The sequence below is a fragment of the Zhongshania aliphaticivorans genome (assembly GCF_902705875.1).
Lineage (GTDB): Bacteria > Pseudomonadota > Gammaproteobacteria > Pseudomonadales > Spongiibacteraceae > Spongiibacter > Spongiibacter aliphaticivorans_A.
The window spans coordinates 1,236,205-1,262,842 of record NZ_CACSIK010000001.1; the positions used below are offsets into that span (position 1 = coordinate 1,236,205).

Below are 26,638 nucleotides of genomic sequence, written 5' to 3' on the forward strand. Positions count from 1 at the left end.
TCTATTCTCCGCTAATTTTGGCGCGCCAGAGTTCTGCGCGAGTGATAATGTCTCGGCTGTCTAGCGTTGTTAGTTGGCCATTATCCAGTACCTTGCGGCCAAGTATCCAGCTATGACTAACTTCATGGCTGAGGTTGGTATAAACAAGCTGGGATACGGGGTTGTATACGGGTTGCTGGGCTAAGTTAGATAGGTCAACGGCAATAATATCTGCTTGCTTGCCAACTTCTAAGCTTCCTACAAGGTGATCAAGCCCCAGTGCTTTTGCGCCATTCAGCGTGGCCATGGTTAGCGCGTAGTAATCCGGAAGTGCGCTGGCATCGCCGGATACCACTTTGCCTAGTAGTGCGGCGCTGCGCATTTCACTAAACATATCAAGGTCGTTATTGCTGGCCGCGCCATCGGTGCCGAGGGCAACATTAATACCGGCACTGCGCATTTTTTCTACAGGAGAAAAGCCGCTGGCGAGTTTCATATTCGATTCTGGGCAGTGGATCGCATGGCATCCAAAGCTAGCTAAGGTGGCAATGTCTTCGTCGTTGAGCGCGGTTAGGTGAACGCACTGCGTTTTGGGGCCTAATAAACCGAGTTCGGCGAGGCGCTTAATGGGCCGTTTACGACTGCTGGCTAAGGCGTCGTCAACTTCCTGTTGAGTTTCGTGGAGGTGGATTTGAATGGCCATATCGGCTTCGGCGGCGAGGGTGGCGACGCGTTGGATGACGTCGTCACTTACCGTATAAGGAGCGTGTGGACCAAAAGCAACGGTAATTAATGAGCTATGCTTTAGCTCGTCGCGCAGTGCAAGGCCTTTGCGGAAGTATTCGTCGGGGCCGCTGCCCCATGCGCAGGGGAAGTCGAATATCGGAAAGCTAAGTTGGGCGCGAATACCCGCTTTGCGGATTACGCCGGCAACAGTTTCTGGAAAAAAATACATATCGCTAAACGTTGTGGTGCCGCTACGAAGCATTTCAGCAATAGCGAGTTCGCAGCCATCGCGAACAAAGGTTTCGTCTACCCAGCGACCCTCCGCAGGCCAAATATGGTCGTTTAGCCAAGTGTGAAGTGGTTTGTCGTCGGCCATCCCGCGAAATAAACTCATTGCGGCATGGCCGTGGGTGTTGATGAGCCCCGGAAGTAGTGCGTGTTTGTTTAGTCTAAGCACCTCATCGGCATGAATATTTTCGGCTTCACTGGCGGGAAGTGTTGCGCATATTTCCCCGTTGCGTATCGCTAAAGCATGGTTTTCGAGTGGCGTGCAGCTTGGGGCAACCGGAATTATCCAGCGTGCAAATATCAAGGTGTCGACGGGCTGTTGGCTGTGGGCAGGCATGGGGCTGTCCGTGTCTAATTACGAAAAGGCCTAAGTATACCTATTAACGACCCATCTGTCGGTTGAATTGTTGCGGTAGTACATTGATTTGCGGCGATTTTGAACTGTCTACGGGCTTGAGGTTTATGCTATGATTACCGTTTTATTTTCCGCTTAGATTAGCTACGCCGTCGGCGGAGATGGCTGTAGTGATGAGTTAAATACCGGATAAGGCCGATTTCGAGGCGACACTGCCGCGTGACGACTATCCATAATAAGGAACTACCCCGTTCATGGCTGATTTAGCTAAAGAGATTCTGCCGGTAAATATCGAGGACGAGCTTAAGCAGTCCTACCTTGATTATGCAATGAGCGTCATTGTGGGACGAGCGCTACCTGATGTCCGCGATGGCCTAAAGCCTGTTCACCGCCGAGTATTATTCGCTATGAGCGAATTAGGCAATGACTGGAATAAGGGTTATAAGAAGTCCGCTCGTGTAGTTGGTGATGTTATTGGTAAATACCATCCCCATGGAGATTCTGCGGTATACGATACCATCGTTCGGATGGCGCAGCCTTTTTCTCTGCGTTATATGTTGGTTGATGGTCAGGGTAACTTTGGTTCTATTGATGGCGATAACGCGGCGGCAATGCGTTATACAGAAATTCGGATGCGTAAAATCGCCCATGAAATTCTGGCCGATTTGGATAAAGAAACCGTCGATTGGGTGCCAAATTACGACGGCACAGAACAAATTCCTGCTGTTATGCCCACTAAAATCCCCGCGCTGCTGATTAACGGCTCATCGGGTATTGCGGTTGGTATGGCAACAAATATCCCGCCACATAACCTAACAGAGGTTATTAATGGCTGTTTGGCCTTGCTGGATGATCCGGATATTTCCGTCGATCAGTTAATGGAGCATATTCCTGGTCCAGATTTCCCAACCGCGGCGATCATTAATGGTCGCGCAGGGATTGTTGAGGCCTATCGCACCGGTCGCGGACGCATATACGTTCGTGCTCGTGCAGAAGTTATTGTTGATGAAAAAACGCATCGAGAAACCATTATTGTCCATGAGTTGCCGTATCAGGTTAACAAGGCGCGTTTAATAGAAAAAATTGCTGAATTAGTTAAAGAGAAAAAGATAGAAGGCATTTCTGAGCTTCGTGATGAATCTGATAAGGATGGTTTGCGTGTAGTCATTGAAATGAAGCGCGGCGAAAGTGGTGAAGTTGTACTAAACAACTTATACGCTCAAACCCAGCTGCAAAATGTGTTTGGCATTAATATTGTGGCCTTGGTTGACAATCAGCCGCGTATTTTGAATCTCAAGCAACTGCTTGAGTATTTTATTCGCCACCGTCGTGAGGTAGTAACACGCCGTACGGTTTATTTATTGCGTAAAGCGCGTGAGCGCGGCCATGTGCTTGAAGGCTTGGCGGTCGCAATTTCAAATATTGATGAAATTATCGCGACAATTAAAGCATCGGCAACAACCCAAGAAGCTAAAGAAAGTTTGATCTCGCGCTCTTGGAAATTGGGCGATGTAGCGGGAATGTTAGAGCGTGCTGGCGAAAATGCCTGCCGCCCAGATGATCTTGAAGATCAATATGGTCTACGTGATGGCGAGTATTTCTTGTCGCCCGTTCAAGTGCAGGCAATTCTTGATTTACGCTTGCAGAAATTGACGGGGTTAGAGCATGAGAAGCTGCTAGGTGAGTATCAAGAGCGGTTGTTGGAAATTGCTGAGTACTTAAATATTCTGGCCAATCCAGATGTGTTGATTGCGGTGATTCGCGGTGAGTTAGAGCAAGTTGTTGCCGATTATGGTGATGAGCGCCGCAGTGAAATTGTCGCTTCACAGCTTGACCTTAATCACGAAGATCTTATTCCAGAAGAAGATCGGGTCGTGACGATTTCTAACGGCGGTTACGCCAAGTCGCAACCCTTGGATACTTATCAAGCGCAACGGCGCGGTGGTATGGGTAAGTCGGCGACCTCGGTAAAAGACGAAGATTTTGTTGAGCATTTACTCGTTGTGAATACCCACACCACGATTCTTTGCTTTAGTAATATTGGTAAAGTGTACTGGTTACGCGCTTACCAAATCCCTGTAGCTGGCCGCAATTCACGTGGCCGCCCCATGGTGAATTTACTGCCACTGGATGAAAACGAACGTATTACGTCGATTTTGCCAGTAAATGAATACACAGAAGGGTATTTCATCTTTATGGCAACCAGTTTTGGTACCGTAAAGAAAACCCCATTAGAAGCCTTTTCTCGTCAGCGCAGTGTAGGATTGCGAGCCATTGAATTAGATGAAGGCGACGTACTTATTGGTACAGCAATCACAAATGGCGAAAATGATATTTTGCTGCTAACTAGTGCGGGTAAAGCCGCGCGATTTGCAGAGAAAGATGTGCGTGCTATGGGGCGTACCGCCCGTGGTGTACGCGGTATTCGCATGGATGAAGGCCAGCGTGCTATCTCTATGATTATTCCACAGGAAGAGGGTCGCGTGCTTACCGTGTCCGAGAATGGTTACGGTAAACGTACTGTTGTAGAGGACTTTCCCGCGAAAGGCCGTGGCAATCGCGGTGTTATCGCGATGGCAATGAGTGAGCGTAATGGTCCTTTGGTTGGCGCGGTTCAAGTCTTCGAAGGCGATGACTTAATGTTGATCAGTGATCAAGGTACTTTAGTGCGTACCCGCACGGATGAAGTGTCGATTCTGAGCCGCAATACGCAGGGTGTTCGTGTTATTCGTCTAAAAGAAGACGAGCATCTAGTGGGCGTGCAGCGCGTTGATGAAGAAGATGAAAAGCTGCTTGAGATTGATGAAGATGCTGAAACAGCGTCGCCAGAAGATGTGATTGCTGGAGAGGCGACAGGCAGCGAAGGTGATGCAGCTGCGCCAGCGGATGACAGTGGTGAAGAGTGATTTATACGCTGTTTTGCTGAGTTTTTTGTAATTCAGTAATGTCGTTAGGTAGTTTCGTGTAGCGGCGCCGCTGGCGCCGTTTATTTTTTGTTTTTTAAACGTTCGGAGTGACGATTCAAAATGGCGCGTCGTTTTAATTTTTGTGCAGGCCCAGCCTCAATTCCTGAGTCAGTATTGGCAGAAGCCAGTGAGCAGCTTCTGGATTGGCAGGGGCGTGGTTTGTCCGTCATGGAAATGAGTCACCGCTCTGAAGAGGTGGTTGGGATTGCCAAGGAAGCTGAGGCTGACTTGCGTGAATTGATGGGCATTTCCGACGATTACGCTGTGTTGTTTTTGCAGGGTGGTGCCAGTAGCCAATTTTCTGCAGTGCCTCTCAATCTGATGGGGGAGAGTAAGGTTGTTGATTACGTCAACACCGGAGAATGGTCAAAAAAGGCAATTAAAGAAGCAAAGCGCTATGCTAATGTGAATGTGGTCGCGTCATCTGAAGACACAAATTTCACTACTATCCCAGCGTTTGATAGCTGGCAATTAAGCGACGATGCGGCTTACTTGCATTACACGCCAAATGAAACCATCGGCGGTTTAGAGTTTTTCTGGACGCCGGATAGCAAGGTGCCATTGGTTGCCGATATGTCCTCCACTATTTTGTCGCGTCCTATCGATGTGAATAAATTTGGTTTGATTTACGCTGGCGCTCAAAAGAATATCGGTCCAGCCGGTTTAACCATTGTCATCGTTCGTAAGGACTTGCTAGGTAAAGCGAATGCAATGACGCCGACAATGATGGATTACAAAACGGCTGCTGATAATGACTCTATGTACAATACACCGCCAACCTTGGCGTGGTATTTGGCAGGTTTGGTTTTTAAATGGCTGAAAGCCCAAGGTGGCTTAGCGGCGATGGAAGTCATTAACCGCCGTAAAGCAGAAAAATTGTACAGTTATATCGATGCCAGTGGTTTTTATAGCAATCCGGTTGAGGTTGCCAGTCGGTCATTGATGAATATTCCCTTTGTGTTGGCTGATGCCAGTTTGGATAAAGCGTTTCTTGCTGGGGCAGACGAAGCGGGTTTGCTGAACTTGAAGGGCCACCGTTCGGTGGGTGGTATGCGCGCAAGCGTTTATAACGCCGTCCCAGAAGAGGCTGTCGATGCATTGATTGCCTACATGAAAGACTTTGCACAAGAAAACAGCTGAGATTATGAGCGAATCTAACACGCCGCCAGTAAGCCTTGATGATCTACGTCAAAGCATCGATAGTATCGATACTCAGATTCACGATCTGCTGAATCGTCGTGCCACTTGCGCGCAGCAAGTGGCCGAGGTCAAGTTGCGGGAGTTTGCCCTAGCCCAGCAGTTTGAGTCGAGCACGGATAGCAGCAGTTCACAACAGCTGTTGTTTTATCGTCCTGAGCGGGAAGCGCAGGTTTTGGCGCGAGTTAAGGCGGCAAATAAAGGGCCACTTGCAGATGATACTGTGGCGTTTATTTTTCGTGAAATTATGTCGGCTTGTTTGGCTTTAGAGAAGCCGATGGAAGTTGCCTATTTGGGGCCGCTTGGCACCTTCAGTCAGGCCGCGGCGCTTAAGCACTTTGGCCACGCTGTGGTTAGTGTGCCGCAAGCGTCCATTGATGAAGTGTTTGCCCAGGTTGCCAATGGTAGCTGCCACTATGGAGTCGTACCGGTTGAGAATTCTACCGAAGGCATGGTATCTCATACCTTGGATGCGTTTATTAATTCTCCACTAAAGATTTGTGGTGAATTGGAATTGCGGATTCAGCTGCATTTATTGGTCGGTAAAGAGGGTAAAGAAACGCCAATAAAACGTATTTGTGCTCATCAACAAGCATTGGCGCAAAGCCGCCGCTGGTTAGACGCCCATTATCCCGGTGTTGAGCGCTCTGCGGTTAGTAGCAATGGTGAAGCGGCACGGATGGCAGCCGAAGAAGAGGGTGTGGCGGCGATTGCTGGCGATATGGCTCAACAGCAATATGGTTTATTGCAGCTTACCGCGAATATTGAAGATCAAGCCGATAATACGACACGTTTTTTGATCATAGGTCGAGAAGATGTCGCAGCCAGTGGGCGTGATAAGACCTCATTAGTTGTTTCGGCTAGGAATAGGCCGGGTGCGCTGGTGAAGTTGCTGGCGCCTTTTCAAAAAGCGAATGTCATGCTGACCCGCATCGATACGCGACCATCGCGTACCGAACCTTGGACTTACGTGTTCTTTATTGAGTTTGAAGGTCATCGTGACGATGCCATCATTGTTGATATTCTTAATGATATTGAGCAGCATTCTATTATGTTTAAAGTATTGGGTTCTTATCCCAAGGCTGCCATTTAAGATGTTGTTTGGCTTAATTGTGAGGGTATGAGCGAGTGACGTGCGATGTGTTTGCGATAGCAAATGTAGGTGTTCAGGGTTTGCATCCCTATCAGCCGGGTAAGCCTATCGAAGAGCTTCAGCGTGAGCTGGGCTTGGACAGCGTGGTTAAACTGGCCAGTAATGAAAACCCGCTCGGGCCATCATCGTTGGCAGCGGCAGCGGCGCAGGCATCGTTAAAACAACTGCACTTATACCCTGATGCGAGTGGTTTTGAGCTTAAAAATAAGCTTGCTGAAAAATTATCTGTGGGCGTGGATCAGTTCACGCTGGGTAATGGCTCAAATGATGTTTTGGATTTAATTGCACGCACATTTTTAAGTGCAGGTAGTTCTGCGGTATTTTCTCAGTACGCTTTTATTGTTTATCCCATCGCTGTGCAGGCTGTTGGCGCTCGCGCTATTATTACGCCTGCCAAAGATTGGGGCCACGATTTAGACGCGATGGCGGCGGCTATCGAGGCAGACACAAAAGTCGTCTTTATTGCTAACCCAAATAATCCTACCGGAAACTACCTTAATCGTGATGCCTTGGCTGCTTTTTTGGCTAAGGTGCCTGAGCATGTCATCGTTGTTCTCGACGAGGCCTATATTGAATACGCTGAGGTTGATGATTTTCCCGATGGGCTAACGTTTCTTGCTGAATATTCCAATGTCATTGTGACCCGCACTTTTTCTAAAGCCTATGGCTTGGCGGGCTTGCGTATTGGTTACGGCGTTAGCAGTCCGCAAATTGCCGATTTACTGAACCGTGTCAGGGCACCGTTCAATGTCAGTATTCCTGCCATGTCGGCGGCCTTGGCGGTGCTTGATGATCACGATTATTTGCGTCGCAGTCAGCAAGTGAACTCCGCTGGGGTGAAACAGCTTTGCGCGGGATTTGATGACTTAGGATTACCCTATATTCCATCTATGGGTAATTTTGTTGCCGTTGAGTTGCCCTGCGATGCCATGCCTGTTTACCAAGCGCTGTTACAGAAAGGTGTAATTGTTAGGCCGGTGGGGGTGTATCAAATGCCTAAACACTTACGAGTTTCTGTTGGTCTTGAACAAGAAAATATGCGTTTTCTTGCCGCATTAAAAAATCTAATAAATGAGGGCTGCTTTGATAAATAAACTCACCATAATTGGTTTAGGCCTAATGGGTGGTTCATTGGCCAAAGCGCTAAAGGCGCAACAAGCTGTTAGCGAGGTTGTTGCAACTGGACGTCGTGTTGAGTCACTTGAGCGTGGTTTGCAGCTTGGGGTTATTGATTCTTATAGTTTAGATATGGCGGAGGCTGTTGCCGACGCTGATGTGGTAGTAATTGCCACGCCCACATTGATTGCTGAAAAAATCATGCTGGAATTGGCACCATTGATGACGCCCAATATGATCGTGACTGATGTGGCGAGCGTAAAAGGCAATATTGAGCGCGCAGCGGAGAAAATCTTTGGCGAAGTGCCGTCAAATTTTGTGCTGGGTCATCCTATCGCGGGTTCAGAGCAAAGCGGTGTAGATGCTGCAACCGTAGATTTGTTTCTTGACCATCGGGTTATTTTAACGCCACTAGAAAATACATCCGGTGCCGCCTTATCCCTTATTCAATCGATGTGGGAGGCCTGTGGCGCAGAGGTCGTTCGTATGGATGTGGCGGAGCACGATGCAGTGCTTGCGGCGACGAGCCACCTTCCTCATGTTTTGGCTTACACTTTGGTTGATGCACTTGCCCAAAATGGAGCCGCCGCGGATATTTTTCGGTTTGCAGCTGGTGGCTTTAGGGACTTTACCCGAATTGCCTCTAGTGATCCAACCATGTGGCATGATATTGCTTTAGCAAATCAAGCTGCGATATTGAACGGTATTGATGGCTTTAGTGCTCATCTAAATAAGGTTCGTGCCGCTATTGCTTCAGGCGATGGTGATGCTATTTTTGCTACTTTTGATCGTGCCAAGCGCGCTCGTGATGAACATTTTTTGGGCCAATATTTGGCTAGACAAAAAAAATCGCCTTCATCGTAATTTCCTGATTAATTTAAAGAGAATATTAACGTGGATTTCTTAATGCAACCCGGTGGTCAAATACGTGGCAAGGCCCGTGTCCCCGGTGACAAATCAATGTCTCATCGCTCCATTATGCTTGGTTCGATTGCCGATGGCGTGACCACGGTAGATGGTTTTCTTGAAGGTGAAGATGCCTTGTCAACGCTTAATGCTTTTCGGGCAATGGGGGTAGAAATTGAAGGCCCAGAAAATGGTCGAGTGGTCATTCACGGTGTGGGCAGGGACGGGCTTAAGGCCCCGGTTGGCGATATCTATGTAGGTAATTCCGGTACATCTATGCGTTTGCTGGCGGGGTTGTTAGCGGGGCAGCAATTTGATGTGACGATGACCGGCGATGTGTCATTAAGCAAGCGCCCGATGGAGCGGGTTGCGGCGCCTTTGCGAGAAATGGGCGCAGTGGTAGAAACCGCTGAAGGTGGGCGTCCGCCTCTAACTTTACGGGGTGGTCAGTCATTAAAAGCGATTGATTATGTGTTGCCGATGGCGAGCGCGCAGGTGAAATCTTGCGTGTTGTTGGCGGGCTTATATGCCGAAGGTGAGACCCGTACGACAGAGCCAGCGCCAACACGTGATCACAGTGAGCGTATGTTGCGCGGATTTGGTTACAAAGTTGACGTTGATGGCCCGGTAGCGAAGTTACAGGGTGGTGGACGTTTAAGTGCGGTGCATATAGATGTGCCAGCGGATATTTCTTCAGCGGCTTTCTTTATGGTGGCGGCAAGTATTACACCGAATGCAGACTTAACTTTGGAGCATGTTGGAATTAACCCAACGCGGGTTGGTGTGATTAATATTCTGCGTGCCATGGGTGGCGATATTACCGTCTTTAATGAGCGAGAGGTCGGCGGCGAGCCGGTGGCGGATATCCGTATTTGTTACGCCCAGCTTAAGGGTATCAATATTCCTGAAGATCAAGTACCTCTGGCAATAGATGAGTTTCCGGTGCTGTTTGTGGCAGCTGCCTGTGCTGAGGGGCAAACCGTGCTCACCGGTGCCGAAGAGTTGAGAGTTAAAGAAAGCGATCGCATTCAAGTAATGGCAGACGGGCTGCAAGCGATGGGTATTAGTGCTGAGCCAACTGTCGACGGCGTTGTCATTCAGGGTGGTCAAATTACTGGGGCAACGGTTGATAGTCATCACGATCACCGTATTGCGATGTCTTTTGCGGTAGCCTCGTTGCGCGCGACAGCGCCTATTAAAGTCACAGGCTGCGACAATGTGGCAACCTCGTTTCCTAACTTTGTCGCCTTGGCCTCGGGTTTGGGCATGAACATAGAAGTGCAAGCATGAGCGAAAAGATTTCATTGTCTGCGCCGGTAATTGCAATTGACGGTCCTAGTGGTTCTGGCAAGGGGACGCTTTGCCAAAAGTTAGCTCAGCACTTGGGCTGGCATTTGTTGGATAGCGGTGCTTTATACCGTCTAGTCGGGATGGCGGCAGATAAACATGGCTGCGCCTTTGATGATGAGGCCGCTATCGCAAAATTGGCTGCAAATTTAGATGTCGAGTTTGTTGCCGGTGAACCGGGAGAACCCACGCGGGTATTGCTGGAAGGTGAGGATGTCAGCGGCGATTTACGCACTGAAACCACCGGTATGTTGGCGTCTAAAGTGGCTGTATTGCCCGCTGTGCGCAGTGCTTTATTAGGTCGCCAGCGCGATTTTGCACAGGCGCCAGGTTTGGTTGCTGACGGTCGAGATATGGGGACGGTGGTGTTTACCAGTGCGCCAGTCAAGATCTTTTTGACGGCAAGTGCCGAAGAGCGGGCTGATCGACGCTATCTGCAGTTGAAATCAAAGGGCGATGATGTTAATCTCGCGGCCCTTTTAGGGGAGATCCGCGCGCGCGACAAGCGTGATTCCGAGCGCGAACTGGCTCCTTTAAAGCCCGCAGAAGACGCTGTTCAGCTTGATAGCAGTGGTTTGGGTATAGATGAAGTGTTTGATCGAGTGTTGGCGGAAGTCAACGCTCGTCTTATTGGTTTGTAAAAAAGCAAACTAAAAAACCGTCGCAAACAGCGCAAATACCAGCTGGCGTTGTATTGAGGCAATATGAATTGACCCGTGTAAGCTGGATACACGGCGATACGGTGGCGTTGCCACTATTAAATACTCAGGTAATGACTAATGAGCGAGAGCTTTGCTGATCTATTTGAAGAAAGTTTAAAAACCATTGATATGAAACCCGGTTCAATTGTGACCGGCGTTGTTATTGATATCGACAGTGATTGGGTTACTGTCCATGCGGGACTGAAATCAGAGGGTGTTATTCCTCGCGAGCAGTTTCTGAGCGAGAGCGGTGAATTCGTTCTGGCTATTGGTGACGAAGTTCAAGTTGCTCTAGAGTCTGTAGAAGATGGCTTTGGCGAAACTAAACTGTCACGCGAGAAAGCTAAGCGCGCCGAAGCGTGGACCACACTTGAAGCAGCTTATGAAGCTGAAGAAACTGTTGTCGGTATTATAAATGGTAAGGTTAAAGGCGGTTTCACTGTTGATATCAACAGCATTCGCGCTTTCTTACCTGGTTCATTGGTTGATGTTCGTCCAGTTCGCGATACCGCGCACTTGGAAGGCAAAGAGCTTGAATTCAAAGTCATTAAGCTGGACCAGAAACGCAACAACGTGGTTGTTTCGCGTCGTGCCGTTCTTGAGAGTGTAAACAGTGAAGAGCGCGAAGCGCTGCTGGAATCTCTGCAAGAAGGTATGGTTGTTAAAGGTATCGTTAAAAACTTGACCGACTACGGTGCTTTCGTAGATTTGGGTGGTATTGACGGCCTGTTACACATTACAGATATGGCTTGGAAGCGTATTAAGCATCCAAGTGAAATCGTTGAAGTAGGTCAAGAAATTGACGTGCGCATTCTTAAGTTTGACCGTGAGCGTAACCGCGTATCATTGGGTCTGAAGCAACTTGGCGAAGATCCTTGGGTTGCTATCAAAGCGCGTTACCCAGAAAACTCTCGTGTTAAAGCTAAGGTGACTAACCTTACTGACTACGGTTGTTTTGCTGAGATCGAAGAAGGCGTTGAAGGTTTGGTTCACGTTTCTGAAATGGATTGGACTAACAAAAACATCCACCCATCTAAAGTCGTTCAAGTTGGCGATGAAGTAGAAGTGATGATTTTGGATATCGACGAAGAGCGTCGTCGTATTTCTTTGGGTATCAAGCAGTGTCAACAAAACCCATGGGATGCCTTCGGTGGTCAATTCACTAAAGGTGACAAAATTAAGGGTGCGATCAAGTCGATCACTGACTTCGGTATCTTTATCGGTCTAGATGGCAACATCGACGGTCTGGTTCACTTGTCAGACATTTCTTGGAACGAAACTGGCGAAGAAGCCGTACGTAAGTTCAAGAAAGGTGATGAGATTGAAACAGTTATTCTGTCAATCGACCCTGAGCGCGAGCGTATCTCTCTAGGTATTAAGCAGCTAGAAGATGACCCGTTCTCTAATTACGTTGCAGAAAATGACAAAGGCGCCATTGTAAATGGTGTTGTTAAAGAAGTTGATGCAAAAGCTGCTGTTGTTGTGCTGAGTGAAGAAGTTGAGGGCGTACTAAAAGCGTCTGAAATCAGCCGTGACAAAGTTGAAGATGCACGTAACGTCTTAAAAGTTGGTGATGCTGTTGAAGTTAAAATCATCAGTGTGGATCGCAAAAATCGTGCAATGACTTTGTCTATTAAGGCGAAGGATGTTGACGATGAGAAGGAAGCGGTTAAATCACTACGTGAGAAAGAAGTCGAAACTGCTGCTCCAGCAACTATCGGTGACTTGATCAAAGCTCAGATGGAAAGCAAAGACTAATCTCTTTGGTCTGAACTGAAGTTACGAGCATTTAGTTTCACTAAATGCTCGTAACTATCTGGCTTATATGCAAAAAAATGCTAAGCTAGGCTTGAGGGTTGGAAACAACGGGAACAAGCAATGACCAAATCTGAATTAATCGAATTGATTACCGAGCGTCAGCCTCAGTTGTCCCATAAGGATGTTGAGTTGGCTGTGAAAACCATGATTGAACATATGTCGACGGTTTTGGCTACTGGTGATCGTATTGAGATACGAGGCTTTGGCAGTTTTTCTCTGCATTACCGAGAACCACGAATGGGGCGCAACCCCAAAACGGGTGATACGGTAGAGCTACCCGGTAAATATGTTCCGCATTTTAAGCCAGGTAAGGAATTGCGTGAACGCGTTAATTTGAGCCTGCAGTCTGGCTCTTGATGCCAGTGCTGCTAGCGTTATGTTTATAGAAACGGTATGGTCATTGATCATATCGTTTTTTTTTGGGAAGTGATTAGATGCGCCTGATCCGTACGATTTTAGTGCTAATCCTTTTGATAATGGTACTGGCTGTTGGCTTGTTGTTTACAATCCAAAATGATGCCCTTGTACCGTTGAACGTACTGGTTGCAGAACTTCCTGCGCAACGTTTATCTACTTGGATAATTTTGGCGTTCTTTGTCGGTGGGGTTGCGGGTCTAGCTGCTAGCTCGGTTGTTATTCTTCGTTTACAGGCTTCACGGCTTCGTTTACGTCGTCTAGTTAATGCTCCTAAAACTAAACCCCGAACACAGGTGACCAGTAGCTAATCAGGGATGAGTGAGGAAATAGTTCAATTTTTTATCATTCTAGTTGCGGTGGCGAGTGGGTGGCTACTAGGGTATTGGTATCGTCCAAAACAGAAAGGCTCGGTCACGGATGACACTGCAAGCTCGTATTATAAGGGCCTGAATTACTTGCTAAGCGAGCAAGCTGGCGCAGCGGTGATGACCGTTATCAATGAATTACCCGTGAATATTGAAACCCTCCCCACGCACCTTGCGCTAGGCAATTTAATGCGCAGCAAGGGTGAAGTAGAAGGGGCGATACGTATTCATCAGAATTTATTGTCGCGACCAAGTTTACCTAAAGATAAGTTGTATCAGGTTCACCTTGAGCTTGCGAGGGATTATATATCTGCGGGCTTATTTGATCGTGCAGAGCGCTTACTTAGGGATGTCGTGGATGAGTCCACGCTATATCGCTCTGAGGCTTTGACGCATTTACAAAATATTTATCAAAGTGAAAAAGACTGGGATCAAGCTATCGCAGTGGCACGTTTACGTCTACCGCAGAAGCATTGGCTTAAAAAACAGGCTGTTGCGACCGCGGCAGATCGAGCCGTAGAGTGCTCGTTGAGTCATTATTATTGTGAAAAAGCACAACGTTTAGTGTACTCGCGCGATTTTAAGTTGGCTTCTAAAGAGCTGCAGGACGCCCGTTATTTCGATAATCAAAATGTTAGGTCTTTGCTGTTGTCTGCACATATTGCGATTCAAGAAAAAAAGCCTCAACTTGCTCTCGACCTTCTTCAATCAATACTAGAAAATCAGCCAGCGTATGCAAGTGAAGTCCTACCCTTATTTCGAGAGGCCTTTACACATCTCGGTAACCGAACTCAATACCTGCATGCTCTGCGAAGAATTGTCGAGAAGGTGAACTGCACGGCGTTTATTATTGAATGCGCAGATGTTATAGCTGAGTGCGATGGGTCAGAGGCTGCTGAGCGATATTTACACGAGGCATCAATGCAACGCCCAACTACGGGTTTATTGGCTGCGGTGCTTGAGCGTTCTCCGAATGAGCTAAGTTCGACTGTTTTAACCCAGCAGTTTTTGCAACAACTTAAGGCAGAGCGGCCTAGTTATCGGTGTCGACATTGCGGTTTTTCGGGGCAAAAGCTGCACTGGCTGTGTCCGAGCTGTGAGCAGTGGGGTACCATTGCGCCCATTCGTGGTATACAAGGTGATTAAACGATTATTATGACTGAAAAATCTCCACTCATTGTTGCGTTAGATTTTGCTGTTCGCACCGAGCTTGATGCCTTTGTTGAGCAGCTTGATCCATCCTTATGTCGCCTTAAAGTAGGCAAAGAACTTTTTACCTTGTATGGGCCTGAGGTGGTAAGAGACCTTCAGCAACGTGGTTTCGAGATTTTTCTTGATTTAAAGTTTCATGATATTCCCAATACGACAGCCGCGGCTGTTGCTGCTGCAGCAGATCTGGGAGTGTGGATGGTGAATGTCCATGCGTCCGGTGGGGCTAAGATGATGTCGGCGGCAAAATCGGCCTTGCTCCCGTTTGGAAATGATGCGCCCTTATTAATTGCAGTTACTGTGTTAACGTCAATGCAAAGCGAGGACTTACGGGCTGTTGGTGTCAATAATGAGGCTGTGGACCAGGTGAGCCGGTTGGCATCCTTGACGGCAGAAAGCGGTTTAGATGGTGTTGTTTGCTCTGCTCAAGAAGTGTTTGTGTTGCGCAATATTGTTCCTAAGGAATTTTTGCTTGTTACCCCAGGTATTAGACCTGAGGGCAGTGAGCGGGGAGATCAGCAAAGAGTGGCAACGCCCGTTGAAGCGCTTGCTCAAGGAAGCAATTATTTGGTGATTGGTAGGCCGATTACTCGCAGTGCCGACCCGCTGGCTACTCTCAAAGAAATCAACGCCTCCTTAGGCTATTAATTAGTTATAAATCATTTAAAGAAAGGAATTTTCCATGGCAGTAATTGATGTATTTAATGGCGATGCTGATGGTTTGTGTGCATTGGTCCAGTTGCGTAATGCCAGTCCACAGGACAGTGTTTTGGTTACCGGCGTAAAGAGAGATATTAATTTACTAGCTCGTGTAGAAGCGCAACCGGGTGATCAGTTGACAGTGTTAGATGTGTCATTGGATAAAAACCGTGATGGATTGGGCTTGGCATTAGAGGCTGGGGCTGAGGTAGTTTACGTTGATCATCATTTTGCTGGAGAAATCCCTGAGCATGATAATTTAACCGTAAATATCAATCCTGCCGCCGACGTTTGTACAAGCTTACTCGTTAATGGCATGTTAAAGGGGCAATATGCCGAATGGGCGGTCGTTGGTGCATTTGGAGATAACCTCAGAAATAGCGCAATGGCAGTCGCAAAGAATTTAGCACTAAGCGAGGTGGAGCTGGAACAGCTTGAAAACCTAGGTATATATCTTAATTACAATGGCTATGGGGCAAGTATAGACGATCTTCATTTTGACCCCGCCGATTTATATCGTCGAATTGCTCTTTATGCGAGCCCGCGACAATTTATGAAGGAAGCGGCGGATACCTTTTCTCAACTTGAAGAAGGGTATAAAAATGATATGCGTGCTGCGAGTCAGTTACCCGCATTACATGCCGACGATGTAGCTGCTGTATTTATCTTGCCAAATGAGCGCTGGGCCAGACGGGTTAGTGGTGTATATAGCAACGATTTAGCCAATGATTTTCCTGATCGGGCCCATGCGGTGCTTACTGAAAAGGATAACGGCAACTATCTAGTTAGTATTCGTGCACCGCTTAATAACAAGCGTGGTGCTGATGAGTTTTGTCGACAGTTTCCTACCGGTGGTGGTCGCGCAGCTGCGGCGGGTATTAATGATTTGTCGGGCACGAATCTAAATAATTTTGTGACGCAATTTCAGTCGTTCTATCGGGGTTTGTCTAACTAACTATGTTCACTACTGAAGCATGGATTGCCCTGAGTGTCATTGCCGGATGTTTGCTTACCTTAATTTTTAGTCGGCGTCCTCCTGATATGGTTTTGTGTGGTGGTGTTGTGATACTGCTGCTGCTTGGAGTGTTAACGCCGAAAGAAGCGCTGGCGGGAATGGCTAATGAGGGTATGGTTACCGTTGGGGTCTTGTTTATCGTCGCCCAAGCCTTGTCTGAAACGGGGGTTGTTAATTGGATATCGTTGAATGTCTTAGGGCGTCCTAAGTCGACGAGTATGGCGCAGTTTCGATTAATGGCACCCGTTGCAATATTCAGCTCTATATTAAATAACACCCCTGTAGTGGCAATGATGATTCCCGCTGTACGTGATTGGGCTAAGCGAAACCAACTTGCAGTATCGCAATTAATGATTCCATTAAGTTACGCCGCGATTGTGGGCGGGACGTGCACTTTGGTGGGTACCAGCACTAATTTAGTCGTGAATGGGATGATGATAGAAAGTCTGCCAGATCAGACTTTAGGTATGTTTGATTTAGCGTGGATAGGTTTGCCCTGTGTTATTTTAGTTTTGATTTTTACTCTTTTGACCAGCCGCTATCTACTGCCAATTAACCATAGTCAAGATGAACGTTTTGGTGATACTCGACAGTATATTGTCGAGATGTTGGTTGAACCGCAGAGTCCAATGATTGGGCAGTCAATTGAAGAGGCTGGCCTGAGACAGTTGCCGGCGATGTTTCTTATTGAGATTGTTCGTGACGAACGGCTTATGACGGTGGTGTCGCCCAAAGAAATTTTGATGGCCGGCGACAGACTAATATTTGCTGGCGATGTTCGTTCTGTGGTGGATCTAAAGAATTTTCATGGTTTGCGATTAGCCGAGGATCAAGCGTTTAAATTGGGTGGGAATAATTTGTCGCGCTGTTTGGTTGAGGTTGTGATATCTCCGAACTTCCCACATTTAGGTCGCGTTATCCGTGAAATGCGATTTAGAAATAATTATGGCGCTGCCATTATTGCTATCTCACGTAACGGTGAACACCTAAAGGGCCGGATTGGAGATTTACAGTTAGAGCCGGGGGATACCTTATTACTTGAGGCCTATGAGGACTTTGTTCCCAACCAGCGTTATTCACGTGATTTTTTATTAGTTAGTGCTATAGAAAATTCTCGTCCCGTTCGCCATGAGCATCGTGGCCGAGCGGGGTTAATAATGGCGGCAATGGTCTTGGTTGTCGCTGTGGGTTGGTTGTCGATGCTCAAGGCAGCCTTTTTGGCAGCCGGACTCATGGTGGTAACGCGTTGTATTAGGGCGGTAGATGCACGCCGCAGTGTCGATTGGCAAATATTGTTGGTGATCGCTGCATCTATCGCATTGGGTGGGTCATTGGAGTCAACGGGAGCTGCATCGGTAATCGCCCACGAAATCATTGCGCTTGCATCGGGCTCGCCAATGGCTACCTTGGCGGCTATTTTTGTTGTCACGACGGTTTTTTCTGCAGTAATTTCAAATCTTGCCGCCGCAGTAATCGTATTCCCCATTGCACTGGCAGCCAGTCAACAACTTGATGTGAGCATGCTACCGTTCGCGGTTACTCTGATGATGGCAGCTTCAGCAAGTTTTGCGACGCCAATAGGCTACCAAACCAACCTCATGGTATATGGCCCCGGTGGTTACCGCTTTAGTGACTTTTTTAAGATGGGTGTGCCGCTGACAATCATTGTGGGGGTAGTAACCGTGTTAATAGCCCCCGTTATATGGCCGTTTTAGTTTTTACATTGAACTGAAGCAAGCTGTGACCAGCGGTTGTAGCTGCGCAGTTCATTTTGATCAACGATATTAACAGTGACTTTTTGGCTGGAAAATCCATTTTCAGCGAGAAAGTTACAAACATCTTTAGCGTATTTCTTTTCATTAATGACATCTTTTATTACGGTGATGCCTAATACGTTATGAGCTACCCAAATTGCGTCGCTGCCAGGAAACCCTGCTCTGCCTTCTAGGGCGCGCTCAATCTTCTTGTGAGCGGTGCTAAAGTCTCTTATTTGCGCTGTGCTGCAAACACTGAAAAGTAAAATAATAATGACAACACTAGCGATAGTGTGCGCTTTCATAACCTCTTCCTGTTGTTATTCATGTAGTGAAACATTTCTACAGTTAGCTGGTGCTCAGCATTATAGCGTGTGTTAAACCGAGGAAGGACGTGATGACATTAAAATGATGATGTCATTGTCTATGACTTTTAACACGGTGCTGCTTGAGCGTCTATACTCAGTAAATCATAGCCGCTGGCTTAGACGGGTATGGGCCATTGCGAAGGGAGTGGGGTGAGCAAATATTAGTGTGCTTATTGTTTAGATTATTCTAACGAAAATGATAGGGTGCAGATGCATCAAATTTTGTATAGCCTAGGCTAACAGAAAATAAATATAAGATTATAAATAATGATCAACAGGGTAGATGGGGGATGCGTATGCTTTTGAATAATTATGGCAGGATGGTACACGGGCTTGTCTTAGGCTTTCTGGCTTTAATGGTTTCTGGTGCAAGTGTTGCGGGAGCTGAAATCAGTGCGGGTGTATGGTGGGTCTACCAGAATGCCTCAGAGGGTGATGGAGATGGGGAGTTTGCCGATCCTGCGCTGATTATTTATGGCGATGACGATGGTAGCCATGGCCCGTGGGGGTTCAGCGCCGAAATGCGCATTGGGACTGGCTCGTTCACTAACCCAGCGAGTAATAACAGTGGTGATAACTTTACCATGCACAAGGCATGGATTAGCTATCAGCTGGACGAGCATCATAAAGTCACAGTTGGTAAAAGCCAAGTGCCTTTCGGTTGGAAGACCAGCAACTTCTGGCCTGGCGATATGCTGCAAGGGGGTTATGGGGATCAGATGGATATCGGCGCCAAATTGACTGGTCAGTCGGCGGGTATTCACTATGATATTGCTTATTACACTCAGGATGATTGGGGAAAAACCAGCACTGATACTGTTGATGACAACGGCCATTGGGGCAGTGCAGCCTCTGGCGCGGAAACTTACCGCAAGGGTGAAACCCTTGTTGTGAATGCTGATCTGCCCTTTGCGGGCGGTCATACCATTGGCATCTCTTTGCAACAAGGTCGGCTTGAAGATCTTACTGCTTTCGCTGCCAATGACAGTACTTCAGACGACGGCGAACATCGAGCAGTAGATTTACATTATTATTACACCTATAACAATGTGACCTTTAAATACCGCTTTATTGATGTCATGCGTGACTTCACTGAACTTGATGCTTGTGTTGCTGCTCTTCGTTGCCCTAATGGGGAGGTGGAGAATCAACGTCATGCGGCACATATTGATTACAAGAAGGACAACTGGCTATTTTACTTGGAAGCGACCGCTGCAGAGAGTCAAACTACAGGCAACCCAGCAGGTAGGGTTAAGGCTTTTGCACCGGGTATGAGCTACAACTATGGGCCTGGCTGGCTTTATCTTGAGTACCTCTGGCAGGATGGATTTATCAATAGTTTTGGCGATGTGGGGGAGGGCGATTTCCGCTCACTTTACCTCTCCTTTGATTTCTATTTTTAGTTCGAGCGATCACTTCATCTGAAATTTCTGAATGACAACGCTGCACGAAAAAGAGGTTAATATGTCATATGACGACGATAAGTACAGCATAGAAAATACTGATTATACGGTTGGCCAGGACAATATTGAGAAATGGGGTTTCGATGTTCACAACCCCGTTTTTGGTATCAGTGCGGGATTGATTTTGCTATTTTTAATCGCCGCGTTGGCTACCGACCCAGCAACTGCGAAAGCCGCGCTGGATGGCCTTAAATGGGACATTATTGGTACATTTGATGCTTTTTTTGTTTGGTCTGCCAATCTGTTTGTGGTTTTCTGTTTAGTTCTGATTTTTTCGCCCTTTGGTCAAATTCGTCTCGGTGGTGCAGGGGCAAAACCGGAGCACTCACGACTATCGTGGTTGGCGATGTTGTTTGCCGCAGGTATGGGTATTGGTTTGATGTTTTGGGGGGTTGCCGAGCCGGTAGCTTATTTCACTGGATGGTATGAAACTCCCTTGGGAGTTGCGCCTAATACCCCTGAGGCGGCGAGTTTGGCCATGGGGGCAACCATGTACCATTGGGGCTTACACGCCTGGGCGATTTACGCTGTCGTGGCATTGTCATTGGCTTTTTTCGCCTTTAATAAAGGTCTACCGCTTTCCATTCGCTCCGTTTTTTATCCTATTTTAGGTGACCGCACCTGGGGCTGGGCTGGGCATTTCATTGATATTCTCGCCGTGTTGGCGACTCTGTTTGGCTTGGCAACATCGCTGGGCTTGGGCGCACAACAGGCCGCATCGGGTATTAACCATGTTTTTGGCAGCTCTAGTGGTCTTGGCTCTCAGATTTTAGTAATTGTCGGCGTAACCTTAATGGCAATTATCTCTGTCGTAAGAGGGCTTGAAGGTGGTGTAAAAGTACTCAGTAACGTAAATATGCTTATAGCCTTTGTTCTACTTGCCTTTGTTGGGCTAGTCGGCTTTTCTATGGCCTTGGGTAATTTGGGCACAACGATAAGCGGTTACTTTCAAAATATCATTCCGCTGAGCAACCCTCACGGGCGCGAGGATGAGAGTTGGCTACAGGGTTGGACGGTATTCTACTGGGCATGGTGGATTTCCTGGTCTCCTTTTGTCGGCATGTTTATCGCTCGAATCTCGTCTGGCCGTACGGTTAGGGAATTTTTAATCGCGGTACTGGTGGTGCCCACATTGGTGACTGTGTTGTGGATGTCAATCTACGGCGGTATTGCCATTGATCAGGTGATAAACGGCGTTGGTGCTTTGGGTAAAGAGGGGCTTACCGATGTGCCTTTGGCTATGTTTCAGATGTTTGATGAGCTGCCGATGAGTACAGTGTTATCTATTATCGCGGTGGTACTGATCTTGGTGTTCTTTGTTACTTCCTCCGACTCTGGCTCATTGGTTATAGACAGTATTACTGCGGGTGGAAAAATCGATGCGCCAGTGCCTCAGCGTATTTTCTGGGCGAGCATTGAGGGTTTGATCGCCGCCGCTTTATTGTGGATTGGTGGCACGGAGGCCATACAGGCCTTGCAGGCAGGCTCAATTTCAACTGGGCTACCTTTTACTTTTGTGCTGTTACTTATGTGCATCAGCCTGATTATGGGCTTTCGCACAGAGCCGATGTCGTCGCGTCAGTAAATGATTAATCGGGAGAGTGATGAATGGTGTTAGTCGGATTTTTAATAGCCGCTAACACCATAGCTGACTGACTGGTACATCTGGCGAAAAGTGATGCGCCAATTGTGCTTGAAGTAGTTCCGCGGTGGCGATGGCATCGATGGTGGCATGGTGAAGTTGATAGGTAGGAAGCCCATAGCGCTGCCGGCAGTCCGGCAGGCGCACTGAGGGTAGGGCTTGATTCAACAGTTTTGCTACTAGACTGCGATTGCCTCGCAGTAAATGCTGCTCCAGTGCCATTGTATCGATCACCGGAAAATGAATGCCTTCACCTATTCGTTGCATCAATGCGCTAGTTAGAAAATCACGCTCAATGTGACGATAGTGCACTACGACAACTTTTCCAGCTAGAGCGTGTAGTAACTCGCGAAGAACCTGAGTCAGATCCGGTGCATTGACAATGTCGGAATGAGTGATTTGATGAATGACCACTGACTTTTCTTCCAGTGGACAGTTTGGCTTTACAATCCAGTGCTTGGTTTGGGAGCAGCGGATGCGCTGAATACTAAATGGCACTAGGCCAATACTGACAATATCGTCTTGCTTGCTATTAAGCCCAGTGGTTTCAAAGTCTAGGGCGACGAGGGGTACTGTATCCATTGGCGTGTCGCCGCTGACCATACCTTGGCTGTAATAGGTTTGTAGGTGTTCATGGCGGCTACTCTGCCGCAGTTGCTTAAAGTATCTTTCCCAATCTATTGGTTTGCTCTCACGCGGTTTCATGAAATACCTAAACTAAGGCGCTAGCTTTGTAACGGAATTTCAGGAAGTTTTGCGCGTTGTCCAAAACCCTGAACGCCTCCTTTAGATTGCGCCTTTCAAAACTCGATAACATATCGGGTTGAACATTATTATCGGGTTCTTCCCCTGCTTGAATAGACTGTGCTTGGTGCCGTGCTCTAACAATGGAGAGGTACTCGAGGGCGTCGCTCAGATCTTGTGCTTTACCAGCTGGGAGTAGGCCGGCCTGCTTGATATCCTCAATGCGCTCAAAGGAATTCTGTGCTCTAGAGCCGATCGCCAGTGCGTGTACTCGGATGGCATCCGTTAGGGGCGCTGTTCCACGCCGCTTGAGGTTGATTGATTTTTTGTGTTTACCATCTTGTTCCAATACAAAATCCTTGAAAAAGCCCAGTGGCGGTGTTCGATTTAAGGCATTGCGCGCCATATTGGCCAAAAAAACACGATGCTTGGGCGCCTTGTTAGCGACAAACCGGCGCAATTCATCCGCTAAGCTCTCTTCACCCCAGACGCTATCAAGGTCGAAAAATATACAACTGTTCAGCAAAGTTTTGGGTTGGGGTTTTTCGATCCAGTTGCTAAATTGATATTTCCATTCATCAAGGCTTAGGCGGTACTCCGGGTTGGTCGCCATGATATTACCACTGCAGTAAGGATAACCACACTCGGCTAGGCCATCACTGACAAACTTGGCGATGTTCTCAAAATAGCGACCGTGTTGATCTTCTTGGAAGTCGTTGTGCAGAATGATGGCATTGTCCTGATCGGTAACGAGCAGCTGCTCGTCACGGGCCATCGATCCTAAGGCTAGGAAGCTATAAGGTACAGGTGGTGGCCCCAATTCCTCTTCAGCGAGTTCCAGTAGGCGTTGCTTAAAACTCCGTCCAATCACCGCCATTGCATTGCCGATCATATGGGAGTTTGCATCTTCGTTTACCATGCGAACAAATACCGCTGGCAGCTGCTGGGCGTAGTGTTGTAGTCCCTCAATGTTCTGTTGAGCAAAAATGCCACGGGCCAGCAGGATACTGCTTTGTGACTCATGGCGAAGAATATCCGACATTGAAACCACGCCAATACAGCGTCGGTCATGCATGATCGGCAAGTGATGGACGTTAAAGCGCAGCATAGAGAGCATAGCTTCGAACACATAGGTATTGTCATCAAGGGTGATGAGATTTTCCGACATGACTTCACCGACCGCTTTGTCGAAACTGAGGCCCTCTGCTATTACTCGCGAGCGTATATCGCGGTCAGTGAGGATCCCCACTGTGTGTGAGTCGCTATCGCCAGAAGAGGGCGGTTCAGCGTTCGTTACCAATAGCACTGAAACGCCTTGCTCTGTCATTTGCAGCGCGGCGTCCTGAATCGAGGTGTTGGAGCTGCACGTGACTAACTCCCGGGTGATCAGCGCCTTAACTTTAACGGTCGTGAGGTCATTGCTTTCAGCTTGTGCCGAAATGGCGTGGCGCAACAGTGCATTATCTTCTGTTTCAAAAAAGTCGGCGAAAGCGTCAAAGCGCTCGCAAAGATCGTTGAATTGCGCCACCGGGATACAGTAGACAAGTGTGTCTTCAAGTGCTTTCACCGGGAAGCGCACACGGTGATTCAGCATTAAGCCCATGTGGCCGAAAATCCCGCCTTCCCCTAAGCGGTTATATAGCTCTCCTGTGCGGCGAAAGGTTTCCACAACCCCGCTGCGGACCACATAAAGGTCCTGAATCGGCTCGCGAAATTGCAGAATATCTCGTCCCGCACGGTAATAGCCAATCTCTATGTGTTGAGCGAGTTGATTTAAGTTCGGCTCCGGTAGCTCATTAAACGGAGGGTGTTGTTGTAAGAAGCCTGCAATTTCTAGTTGTTCTGCATGCACAGCATGATCCTCAATATTGATGCTAAGTGCTCAAAGCGCAGCGTGTGAGCCTGTTAATCATAGCCTGAATTATTGATTTATGATTTTTTTAAACTAATTGAGAGCGATACAAGGTGGAGAATGGTTTGGGGGGTAGCGTTAAGGAAGAGTGATCAGTGTGTGCAAAATGTGAGTAGCACGAGGCTTTGTTTATTTGCTTGGTTCTGAAAACCAAAAAAGGGCTACCTTTCGGTAACCCTTTGATTTGTTTGGCTCCGCCTGCTGGGCTCGAACCAGCGACCCAATGATTAACAGTCATTTGCTCTACCAACTGAGCTAAGGCGGAACAGCTTTAACAGCTGAGGCCGCGCATATTAAGGATGTTTCCTTGGGGCGTCAACCCCTGGCAGAAGAATTTCTTATTTTGATGATTTTATGAGCAATTTCCACGGTTTAGCATCATTTTGGTAAGCACTTATTTTGCGGCAGGATTACCTGCGCGTTACTATGGGGGCTTTTGTGGCGAGCAGAGTCATGAGTAAGCCTTTTCAGGTTGTGTCTAAATTTGCCCCCGCAGGTGATCAGCCTAGCGCTATCGCCGGATTAATTGAGGGTGTGAATGCGGGTCTGCACGCGCAGACTTTGCTTGGGGTGACCGGTTCCGGTAAAACCTTCACGATTGCCAATGTTGTTGAGGCCTTGCAGCGGCCTACCATTGTGATGGCACCCAATAAAACGTTGGCTGCTCAATTGTATGGTGAGTTCAAAGAGTTTTTCCCGAATAACGCGGTTGAGTACTTTGTTTCCTATTATGACTATTACCAGCCGGAAGCCTACGTTCCTGCCTCTGATACGTTTATTGAAAAAGATTCTTCCATTAATGACCATATAGAACAGATGCGGTTGTCGGCTACCAAGGCGTTAATGGAGCGTTCTGATGCGATTATTGTGGCATCGGTGTCGGCGATATATGGTTTGGGTGATCCAGAGCAGTATTTTAAAATGATATTGCATTTGGTGCGCGGTGAGCGAATTGATCAGCGTAAATTACTGCGCCGTTTAGCTGAGCTGCAATACACCCGCAATGATATGGCCTTTCAGCGTGGTACTTACCGAGTGAGGGGGGATGTGATTGATATTTTCCCAGCAGAAAGCGATAAAAATGCGGTTCGTGTTGAGCTGTTTGATGATGAAGTGGATTCCATTACGGCGTTTGATCCTTTAACAGGAGAGTCATACGGTAAGTATCCGCGGATTACTATCTATCCCAAAAGTCATTACGTGACACCGCGTGAAACCCTGCTTAAAGCGGTAGATTTTATCGAAGAGGAGTTGGTTGAGCGTTTAACACAGCTGCGTAGCAACGAATTGTTGGTTGAAGCGCAGCGGTTGGAGCAGCGTACCCGCTATGATATTGAAATGATTCGTGAGCTGGGATATTGCAATGGGATAGAAAATTATTCGCGGTATTTGTCGGGTCGTGATCCCGGTGAGGCACCGCCAACCTTATTTGATTATCTGCCAGAAGACGCGCTTGTGGTTATTGATGAATCCCACGTTACGATTCCGCAAATTGGCGCGATGTATAAAGGGGATAGATCGCGGAAGGAAACCTTGGTTCAGTATGGGTTCCGTTTGCCATCCGCTTTGGATAACCGGCCCATGAAGTTTGACGAGTGGGAGCGCCTTGTGCCGCAGATTATCTTGGTGTCGGCGACACCAGGTAACTACGAGGCTGAAACCTCGGCGAGAACGGTCGAACAGGTTGTCAGGCCGACTGGCTTGGTTGACCCTGATATTGAAGTACGCCCAGCTACAACACAAGTCGATGACCTGTTATCGGAAATTGTGTTACGTACCGCAGCTGGAGATCGCGTGTTGGTGACAACCTTAACAAAGCGGATGGCTGAGGATTTATCAGAATACTTAGATGAACATGGCGTGAAAGTTAGGTATTTACACTCTGATATAGACACGGTTGAGCGGGTAGAGATAATTCGTGATCTCCGGCTGGGTAAGTTTGATGTTTTGGTTGGGATCAATTTGCTGCGGGAAGGTCTAGATATGCCTGAGGTGTCGCTGGTGGCTATATTAGATGCCGACAAAGAGGGTTTTCTGCGCTCAGAGCGTTCTTTAATTCAGACTATAGGTCGAGCGGCACGAAACTTAAACGGCAAAGCCATCCTGTATGGCGACCGTATTACCGGTTCAATGCAGCGGGCTATTGATGAAACCCAGCGCCGAAGAGAAAAGCAAATTGCTCACAATCTAAAAAATAATATAACGCCTATTGGTGTTAAAAAGTCAGTGGAAGATATCCTTGATGCTGGCGCAATACCTGGCTCCAAGAAAAAGCAGCGTGGTAATGTTCAGAAAGTGGCCGAGCCTTCTGGTGACTATTTATTAGATGCAGCGGGGATGTCGAATAACGAACTGGCTAAACTGATAAAAACCTTGGAGCAAGATATGCAGCGTCACGCTAAAAATTTAGAGTTTGAAGCGGCTGCCAATGTCAGAGATAAATTAACGGAAATAAAACAGCGGTTCTTTGCCGCGTAATATCTTTATTAAGCCTTGTG

General features: G+C 47.6%; 21 protein-coding genes and 1 tRNA gene. 17 read left to right on the forward strand and 5 right to left on the reverse strand.

The window, feature by feature from the left end; genetic code table 11:
• Position 1 precedes the first annotated feature (1 nt).
• Positions 2–1,330 carry a TRZ/ATZ family hydrolase gene (locus AELLOGFF_RS05625; protein WP_159267762.1) on the reverse strand — a complete coding sequence of 443 codons (1,329 nt, stop codon included), beginning with the start codon at positions 1,328–1,330 and terminating at the stop codon, positions 2–4.
• 272 nt (positions 1,331–1,602) lie between these two features.
• Here AELLOGFF_RS05625 and gyrA point away from each other — a divergent pair, with 272 nt between their 5' ends.
• The 14 genes from gyrA to AELLOGFF_RS05695 all read left to right on the forward strand — a co-directional run bounded on the left by gyrA (position 1,603) and on the right by AELLOGFF_RS05695 (position 17,972).
• Positions 1,603–4,254, forward strand: coding sequence for a DNA gyrase subunit A (gyrA, locus tag AELLOGFF_RS05630; RefSeq protein ID WP_159267763.1), 2,652 nt, complete (start codon positions 1,603–1,605; stop codon positions 4,252–4,254).
• Positions 4,255–4,374: 120 nt separating this feature from the next.
• The gene (gene serC / locus AELLOGFF_RS05635) at positions 4,375–5,454 is read left to right on the forward strand and encodes a 3-phosphoserine/phosphohydroxythreonine transaminase (protein ID WP_159267764.1); all 1,080 of its coding nucleotides are present in this window, start codon (positions 4,375–4,377) and stop codon (positions 5,452–5,454) included.
• 4 nt (positions 5,455–5,458) lie between these two features.
• Positions 5,459–6,604, forward strand: coding sequence for a prephenate dehydratase (gene pheA / locus AELLOGFF_RS05640; RefSeq protein WP_159267765.1), 1,146 nt, complete (start codon positions 5,459–5,461; stop codon positions 6,602–6,604).
• Between the two features lie 35 nt (positions 6,605–6,639).
• Positions 6,640–7,758: a histidinol-phosphate transaminase gene (gene hisC / locus AELLOGFF_RS05645; RefSeq protein WP_159267766.1), complete on the forward strand. Its 1,119-nt coding sequence runs from the start codon at positions 6,640–6,642 to the stop codon at positions 7,756–7,758.
• Positions 7,748–8,644: a prephenate dehydrogenase/arogenate dehydrogenase family protein gene (locus AELLOGFF_RS05650; RefSeq protein WP_235035473.1), complete on the forward strand. Its 897-nt coding sequence runs from the start codon at positions 7,748–7,750 to the stop codon at positions 8,642–8,644. The genes hisC and AELLOGFF_RS05650 overlap by 11 nt, the downstream gene beginning before the upstream one ends.
• A 30-nt stretch (positions 8,645–8,674) precedes the next feature.
• The gene (gene aroA / locus AELLOGFF_RS05655) at positions 8,675–9,976 is read left to right on the forward strand and encodes a 3-phosphoshikimate 1-carboxyvinyltransferase (RefSeq protein WP_200842610.1); all 1,302 of its coding nucleotides are present in this window, start codon (positions 8,675–8,677) and stop codon (positions 9,974–9,976) included.
• A gap of 8 nt (positions 9,977–9,984) precedes the next feature.
• Positions 9,985–10,674, forward strand: a complete 690-nt coding sequence (gene cmk / locus AELLOGFF_RS05660) for a (d)CMP kinase (RefSeq protein WP_200842702.1) — start codon at positions 9,985–9,987, stop codon at positions 10,672–10,674.
• Between the two features lie 138 nt (positions 10,675–10,812).
• Complete coding sequence (gene rpsA / locus AELLOGFF_RS05665; protein ID WP_159267767.1) at positions 10,813–12,492, forward strand: 30S ribosomal protein S1; 1,680 nt, start codon at positions 10,813–10,815, stop codon at positions 12,490–12,492.
• A gap of 120 nt (positions 12,493–12,612) precedes the next feature.
• Positions 12,613–12,909, forward strand: a complete 297-nt coding sequence (ihfB, locus tag AELLOGFF_RS05670) for an integration host factor subunit beta (RefSeq protein ID WP_159267768.1) — start codon at positions 12,613–12,615, stop codon at positions 12,907–12,909.
• A gap of 77 nt (positions 12,910–12,986) precedes the next feature.
• Positions 12,987–13,277 (forward strand): LapA family protein, encoded by a 291-nt coding sequence (locus tag AELLOGFF_RS05675; protein WP_159267769.1) that lies wholly within the window; start codon positions 12,987–12,989, stop codon positions 13,275–13,277.
• A gap of 6 nt (positions 13,278–13,283) precedes the next feature.
• A complete protein-coding gene (locus AELLOGFF_RS05680) occupies positions 13,284–14,480 on the forward strand; it encodes a lipopolysaccharide assembly protein LapB (protein ID WP_159267770.1) in 1,197 nt (398 codons plus the stop codon).
• A 9-nt stretch (positions 14,481–14,489) separates the two neighbouring features.
• Positions 14,490–15,191 (forward strand): orotidine-5'-phosphate decarboxylase, encoded by a 702-nt coding sequence (gene pyrF, locus AELLOGFF_RS05685; protein WP_159267771.1) that lies wholly within the window; start codon positions 14,490–14,492, stop codon positions 15,189–15,191.
• A 34-nt stretch (positions 15,192–15,225) separates the two neighbouring features.
• Positions 15,226–16,197, forward strand: coding sequence for a DHH family phosphoesterase (locus AELLOGFF_RS05690; RefSeq protein ID WP_159267772.1), 972 nt, complete (start codon positions 15,226–15,228; stop codon positions 16,195–16,197).
• A 2-nt stretch (positions 16,198–16,199) separates the two neighbouring features.
• A complete protein-coding gene (locus tag AELLOGFF_RS05695) occupies positions 16,200–17,972 on the forward strand; it encodes an SLC13 family permease (RefSeq protein ID WP_159267773.1) in 1,773 nt (590 codons plus the stop codon).
• On the opposite strand, the gene AELLOGFF_RS05700 is transcribed toward AELLOGFF_RS05695, so the two are convergent.
• Positions 17,969–18,316, reverse strand: coding sequence for a hypothetical protein (locus tag AELLOGFF_RS05700; protein ID WP_159267774.1), 348 nt, complete (start codon positions 18,314–18,316; stop codon positions 17,969–17,971). The two genes, AELLOGFF_RS05695 and AELLOGFF_RS05700, sit on opposite strands and share 4 nt — an antisense overlap.
• 359 nt (positions 18,317–18,675) lie before the next feature.
• Here AELLOGFF_RS05700 and AELLOGFF_RS05705 point away from each other — a divergent pair, with 359 nt between their 5' ends.
• Positions 18,676–19,782, forward strand: coding sequence for a putative porin (locus AELLOGFF_RS05705; RefSeq protein ID WP_235035471.1), 1,107 nt, complete (start codon positions 18,676–18,678; stop codon positions 19,780–19,782).
• Between the two features lie 31 nt (positions 19,783–19,813).
• A complete protein-coding gene (locus AELLOGFF_RS05710) occupies positions 19,814–21,427 on the forward strand; it encodes a BCCT family transporter (RefSeq protein ID WP_200842611.1) in 1,614 nt (537 codons plus the stop codon).
• A 51-nt stretch (positions 21,428–21,478) separates the two neighbouring features.
• Here the strand turns inward: AELLOGFF_RS05710 and AELLOGFF_RS05715 are convergent, their stop codons facing one another.
• From AELLOGFF_RS05715 to AELLOGFF_RS05725, 3 genes are all read right to left on the reverse strand, one after another.
• The gene (locus AELLOGFF_RS05715) at positions 21,479–22,189 is read right to left on the reverse strand and encodes a 3'-5' exonuclease (protein WP_159267775.1); all 711 of its coding nucleotides are present in this window, start codon (positions 22,187–22,189) and stop codon (positions 21,479–21,481) included.
• 7 nt (positions 22,190–22,196) lie between these two features.
• Positions 22,197–24,080 (reverse strand): putative nucleotidyltransferase substrate binding domain-containing protein, encoded by a 1,884-nt coding sequence (locus AELLOGFF_RS05720; protein ID WP_159267776.1) that lies wholly within the window; start codon positions 24,078–24,080, stop codon positions 22,197–22,199.
• A gap of 249 nt (positions 24,081–24,329) precedes the next feature.
• Positions 24,330–24,405 (reverse strand) — tRNA-Asn (locus tag AELLOGFF_RS05725).
• Between the two features lie 188 nt (positions 24,406–24,593).
• Between AELLOGFF_RS05725 and uvrB the strand changes: the two genes are divergently transcribed.
• A complete protein-coding gene (gene uvrB / locus AELLOGFF_RS05730) occupies positions 24,594–26,618 on the forward strand; it encodes an excinuclease ABC subunit UvrB (protein ID WP_159267777.1) in 2,025 nt (674 codons plus the stop codon).
• Positions 26,619–26,638: the final 20 nt, after the last annotated feature.